The organism is Pontibacter populi (genome assembly GCF_019336435.1).
Taxonomy (GTDB): domain Bacteria; phylum Bacteroidota; class Bacteroidia; order Cytophagales; family Hymenobacteraceae; genus Pontibacter; species Pontibacter humidus.
On sequence record NZ_JAHWXQ010000010.1, the window covers coordinates 1 to 5,692 of the forward strand.

The following is a 5,692-nucleotide window of genomic DNA, read 5'->3' on the forward strand; positions in this document are numbered from 1 at the left end:
GCTGAAAAGAAAAGAAAAAAAAAGATTTTGCTCGGGGTATTGCAGATTGAAAAAAAGCTACTACCTTTGCACTCCCAACCGCAAGACGGGGCCTTCGGAACGCAGCAGGCGGAGCGAAAAAGGAATACAAACAAGCGAGTACCCCAAGAGCACGGCAGGTGTTCTTCCTACTAGAAACGAGTAGGGCTATTACTTTCCCGCACAACAGGTGTGGGGTCAAGTAAAAAGAGTTCTTTGAGAGATTGGTTGAAACAAGACAAGCACAGTCAAAATACCATGTTGCAGCGATGCAGCATGAAGAGCAAGTTTTTAAAGACAAGGGCCGGATCAGGCGAGACATTGGTAACCTTCGGGTTACTGTAATAATTTTCTTACAATGGAGAGTTTGATCCTGGCTCAGGATGAACGCTAGCGGCAGGCCTAATACATGCAAGTCGAACGAATCTAAGGGCTTCGGTTCTTAGGTTAGTGGCGCACGGGTGCGTAACGCGTATGCAACCTACCTTCCACAGGGGGATAGCCCACCGAAAGGTGGATTAATACCGCATAACACAGTTGAGTGGCATCACTTAACTGTCAAAGATTTATCGGTGGAAGATGGGCATGCGTGCCATTAGTTAGTTGGTAGGGTAATGGCCTACCAAGACTTCGATGGCTAGGGGTTCTGAGAGGATGGTCCCCCACACTGGTACTGAGACACGGACCAGACTCCTACGGGAGGCAGCAGTAGGGAATATTGGGCAATGGAAGAGATTCTGACCCAGCCATGCCGCGTGCAGGAAGAAGGCCTTCTGGGTTGTAAACTGCTTTTATCTAGGAAGAAAACGCCCCTGCGGGGGTAACTGACGGTACTAGATGAATAAGCACCGGCTAACTCCGTGCCAGCAGCCGCGGTAATACGGAGGGTGCAAGCGTTGTCCGGATTTATTGGGTTTAAAGGGTGCGTAGGCGGCCCTGTAAGTCAGCGGTGAAATCCCAGGGCTCAACCCTGGAACTGCCGTTGATACTGCAGGGCTTGAGTTCGGTTAAGGCGGGCGGAACTGGTGGTGTAGCGGTGAAATGCATAGATACCACCAAGAACCCCGATTGCGTAGGCAGCTCGCTGAGCCGAAACTGACGCTGAGGCACGAAAGCGTGGGGAGCGAACAGGATTAGATACCCTGGTAGTCCACGCCGTAAACGATGAATACTCGATGTTGGCGATACACAGTCAGCGTCCAAGCGAAAGCGTTAAGTATTCCACCTGGGGAGTACGCCCGCAAGGGTGAAACTCAAAGGAATTGACGGGGGCCCGCACAAGCGGTGGAGCATGTGGTTTAATTCGATGATACGCGAGGAACCTTACCTAGGCTAGAATGCGCGTGACCGCCTCAGAGATGAGGCTTTCCTTCGGGACACAAAGCAAGGTGCTGCATGGCTGTCGTCAGCTCGTGCCGTGAGGTGTTGGGTTAAGTCCCGCAACGAGCGCAACCCCTACCTTTAGTTGCCAGCGGATTATGCCGGGGACTCTAAAGGGACTGCCTTCGCAAGAAGTGAGGAAGGCGGGGACGACGTCAAGTCATCATGGCCCTTACGCCTAGGGCTACACACGTGCTACAATGGCCGGTACAGAGGGTCGCCACCTAGTGATAGGGCGCCAATCTCAAAAAGCCGGTCTCAGTTCGGATCGGAGTCTGCAACTCGACTCCGTGAAGCCGGAATCGCTAGTAATCGCGCATCAGCAATGGCGCGGTGAATACGTTCCCGGGCCTTGTACACACCGCCCGTCAAGCCATGGAAGTCAGGGAGACCTGAAGCCGGTGACCGTCATAGGAGCCGTCTAGGGTAAAACTGGTAACTGGGGCTAAGTCGTAACAAGGTAGCCGTACCGGAAGGTGCGGCTGGATCACCTCCTTTCTAGAGCACTCGATCCGGCCCTTTTGTTTTTGCTGGCAACAGGAAAAACACTTTACTGACTGCACGTTTGACCCCGTGCCCATACTTGTTTCAACTTCTCTTTAAAGATTTTCTTTATAAGGTATGCTTATAGGAAAGACTCTTAAAAAAAACATACTGACTGGTGCCAGGCCTTCCTTGCCAAGGGGAAGTGTACCGGACAATAAAGCGGGCTTGTAGCTCAGGTGGTTAGAGCGCTACACTGATAATGTAGAGGTCCGTGGTTCGAGTCCACGCAGGCCCACTCTTAACGTAGTACGTAAGGGGGATTAGCTCAGCTGGCTAGAGCGCCTGCTTTGCACGCAGGAGGTCAACGGTTCGACTCCGTTATTCTCCACCAGTTTGACCTTGTAAAAGGCAACTAGCATCAAGTAAAGACAACAGGTTTTTACTTCACATTTCAGGCAATGCAGTTAAGAAGCAAAAAGTGAACAGAGGCAACTCTTTAACTTTCTAACTTTCTAACTCTTTAACTGGAGAACGTTCTTTGACATGTTGGAAAAAGAGAAGTAAGAAGAGTCTTACCTAGTGATAGGCAAGGCTTGGAATACGAGCAAAGAGAAAAAGAAGTAGAGAAAAGACTGCGGGCCGGCATAGTGTAAACTGTGACGGCCGGGAACGCAGAGAAGGGCGTACGGGGGATGCCTAGGCTCTCAGAGGCGATGAAGGACGCGACAAGCTGCGATAAGCTGCGGGGATTGGCACATACAAGTTGATCCGCAGGTTTCCGAATGGGGCAACCCAGTGTATTGAAGATACACTACCCTACGGGGGGCAAACCCGGGGAACTGAAACATCTAAGTACCCGGAGGAAGAGAAAATAACTAATGATTCCGTAAGTAGTGGCGAGCGAACGCGGAAAAGCCCAAACCAGTTCTGTTACGGCAGGGCTGGGGTTGTAGGACCACGCTGTGGGACCAAGTATTGAAGTGTAACGACCTGGGAAGGTCGGCCAGAGCGGGTGATAGCCCCGTGCACGTAAGCTGCTTGGCCCTAGTGGTATCCTGAGTAGGGCGGGACCGGAGAAATCCCGCCTGAATCCAGCGGCACCATCCGCTAAGGCTAAATACTCCTGAGAGACCGATAGTGAACCAGTACCGTGAGGGAAAGGTGAAAAGTACCTTGAATAAAGGGGTGAAATAGATCCTGAAACCGTGCGCCTACAAGCGGTCGGAGGCCTTTAGTGGGCTGACGGCGTGCCTTTTGCATAATGAGCCTACGAGTTGCTCCTCTCTGGCAAGGTTAAGATTTTCAAAGATCGGAGCCGCAGCGAAAGCGAGTCTGAATAGGGCGTGTAGTCAGAGGGGGCAGACGCGAAACTTTGTGATCTACCCATGGGCAGGATGAAGCTGTGGTAACACACAGTGGAGGTCCGAACCAGTTTACGTTGAAAAGTATTTGGATGACCTGTGGGTAGGGGTGAAAGGCCAATCAAACTGAGAAATAGCTCGTACTCCCCGAAATGCCTTTAGGGGCAGCGTCGTGGTGGAGTCAAGCGGAGGTAGAGCTACCGATAGGACTAGGGGGAGTCACATCCTACCGAATCCTGACGAACTCCGAATGCCGCTTTGATATACACGGCAGTGAGGCCAGGGGTGCTAAGGTCCCTGGCCGAGAGGGAAAGAACCCAGACCGTCGGCTAAGGTCCCCAAGTTCATACTAAGTTGAACAAAGGAGGTCCAGTTGCTTAGACAGCCAGGATGTTGGCTTGGAAGCAGCCATTCATTTAAAGAGTGCGTAACAGCTCACTGGTCGAGCGACAGGGCATCGATAATAATCGGGCATCAAGTATGGCACCGAAGCTGCGGATTATACCTTTAGGGTATACTGGTAGGGGAGCATTCCAAGGGCGATGAAGGTATTCCGGCAAGGAGTGCTGGAGCGCTTGGAAAAGCAAATGTAGGCATAAGTAACGATAATGCGGGCGAGAAACCCGCACACCGAAAGACCAAGGTTTCCTGATCAACGCTAATCGGATCAGGGTTAGTCGGGTCCTAAGGCCGAGGCGAAAGCGCAGGTCGATGGACAGCTGGTTAATATTCCAGCACCGGCTATGTATAGCGATGCGGTGACGGAGAAGTGAAAGGACTGCGTACTGACGGAATAGTACGTTGAAGGCCGTAGGTAGTGGATGGGGAGTTAAGTACCCTCGTCTAGCTGAAAGCTGATAGTACTCCAAGGCTTCGGCCGCGGAGATAATGTCCCTAATCCGGCTCCCAAGAAAACCCGCTAAGCGTTTAAATACATAGCCGCCCGTACCGCAAACCGACACAGGTGGTCGAGGAGAGAATCCTAAGGTGCTCGAGTGAATCACGGCCAAGGAACTCGGCAAAATGGCCCTGTAACTTCGGGAGAAGGGGCGCTTCCTTCTAGCAATAGAAGAAGCCGCAGTGAAAAGGCCCAGGCGACTGTTTAACAAAAACACATGGCTTTGCTAAATCGAGAGATGACGTATAAGGCCTGACACCTGCCCGGTGCCGGAAGGTTAAGAGGGGATGTTAGCTCGTAAGGGCGAAGCATTGAATCGAAGCCCCGGTAAACGGCGGCCGTAACTATAACGGTCCTAAGGTAGCGAAATTCCTTGTCGGGTAAGTTCCGACCTGCACGAATGGTGTAACGATCTGGGCGCTGTCTCAGCCGTGAGCTCGGTGAAATTGTAGTCTCGGTGAAGATGCCGAGTACCCGCAACGGGACGGAAAGACCCCATGAACCTTTACTATAGCTTAGCATTGACGCTGGGTAACTCATGTGTAGGATAGGCCGGAGGCTATGAAGCGGTGTCGCTAGGCATCGTGGAGCCAACCTTGAAATACGGCCCTTGAGTTGCTTGGCGCCTAACCTGACCAAAGGGGACAGTGCTTGGTGGGTAGTTTGACTGGGGTGGTCGCCTCCAAAACAGTAACGGAGGCTTTCAAAGGTACCCTCAGTACGCTTGGTAACCGTACGCAGAGCGCAATAGCACAAGGGTGCTTGACTGTGAGGCCTACAAGCCGAGCAGGGTCGAAAGACGGATATAGTGATCCGGTGGTTCCGCATGGAAGGGCCATCGCTCAAAGGATAAAAGGTACTCTGGGGATAACAGGCTGATCTCCCCCAAGAGCTCATATCGACGGGGAGGTTTGGCACCTCGATGTCGGCTCGTCACGTCCTGGGGCTGGAGAAGGTCCCAAGGGTTCGGCTGTTCGCCGATTAAAGTGGCACGCGAGCTGGGTTCAGAACGTCGTGAGACAGTTCGGTCCCTATCTGTTGCGGGCGTTGGAGATTTGCGGGGTTCTGACCTTAGTACGAGAGGACCGGGTTGGACGAGCCGCTGGTGCACCTGTTGTATCGCCAGATGCAGCGCAGGGTAGCTACGCTCGGATGGGATAAGCGCTGAAAGCATCTAAGTGCGAAACCCACCCCAAGATGAGATCTCCCTGTAAGGGCCGTCAGAGACGATGACGTTGATAGGTGGCAGGTGTAAAGGTAGAAATACCACAGCCGAGCCATACTAATTGCCCGGGAGCGTTCCCACACCTGAAAAGGTGCTGGCTGGTTCTGAAAAGACCTGCCCGCAGCTTTTTCTCCTTCCAGACTCAGCCCTCTTTTTTCCAGCACTGTCATATTGTATCACACACGGCACACCCCGTGTAAAAATAATGGTGGCTATGGCTCCGGTGAGCACCTCTTCCCATCCCGAACAGAGAAGTTAAGCCCGGACGCGCCGATGGTACTGGGGTCACACCTGGGAGAGTAGGTGGCCGCCAACCCTATCTAA

Annotated in this window: 2 tRNA genes and 3 rRNA genes; all 5 read left to right on the top strand. The window is 52.6% G+C overall.

The window, feature by feature from the left end:
- Positions 1-373: 373 nt before the first annotated feature.
- The 5 genes from KYK27_RS18280 (at position 374) to rrf (ending at position 5,684) form a co-directional block, all read left to right on the top strand.
- Positions 374-1,896: ribosomal RNA gene (locus tag KYK27_RS18280) — 16S ribosomal RNA — on the top strand.
- Positions 1,897-2,105: 209 nt separating this feature from the next.
- A tRNA-Ile gene (locus tag KYK27_RS18285) sits at positions 2,106-2,179 on the top strand.
- 19 nt (positions 2,180-2,198) lie between these two features.
- A tRNA-Ala gene (locus tag KYK27_RS18290) sits at positions 2,199-2,275 on the top strand.
- Positions 2,276-2,549: 274 nt separating this feature from the next.
- Positions 2,550-5,449, top strand: a 23S ribosomal RNA gene (locus KYK27_RS18295).
- Between the two features lie 123 nt (positions 5,450-5,572).
- Positions 5,573-5,684 (top strand): 5S ribosomal RNA (gene rrf / locus KYK27_RS18300).
- Together the 16S, 23S and 5S rRNA genes with 2 tRNA genes alongside form the textbook arrangement of a ribosomal RNA operon.
- Positions 5,685-5,692: the final 8 nt, after the last annotated feature.